Origin of the sequence: Dawidia cretensis (assembly GCF_018598175.1) — a bacterium.
In the GTDB taxonomy this organism is placed as follows: Bacteria; Bacteroidota; Bacteroidia; order Cytophagales; family Cyclobacteriaceae; genus Ohtaekwangia; species Ohtaekwangia cretensis.
Map to the genome: position 1 here is coordinate 1 of NZ_JAHESE010000122.1, position 465 is coordinate 465.

Sequence of the window (465 nt, forward strand, 5' to 3'; positions counted from 1 at the left end):
AATTGACACCGCACGGTACTTCTGTCACGGGGGCTATGCCAACCCGCCCACTGAGGTTAAACGAGTAGGTTGCGTAGTGAAACATATCCACGTCACACAATTCGAACGTGGGTACGCCGTCGTTGACAGTGACGTAAATTTTATCCTCACTTTGTCCCGAATAATAGAACGTTCCGTTTTCATCCAGCACCGATAAATACGCATAGCCCGGCTCGGGAGATTCCGCAGCCGTACTTTCGGTTATGGTATACGCACCCGTTTCTACAGGCTGGTCGGATGACAACCGAATATAAAGGATACGGTACGGTAAAGGAAGGTTTACGCTATATTCATGAAAGTCTCCTCCCACAGAGGGGCTGGTATAATACACGTCGCCCGGGGAGATTGTCAGCCGCGTGCTGTCGATCACCAGCGTATTGACCGCGAGACCGGCACGGCAGGGTGCCGCGGCAAGCTCACCGCTTT

At 52.7% G+C, this 465-nt stretch carries 1 protein-coding gene; it reads right to left on the reverse strand.

The genetic code is table 11. The features are described 5' to 3' along the window. Positions 1–465: hypothetical protein (locus KK062_RS30020; protein WP_254088078.1), on the reverse strand; the 465-nt coding region annotated here is incomplete at both ends.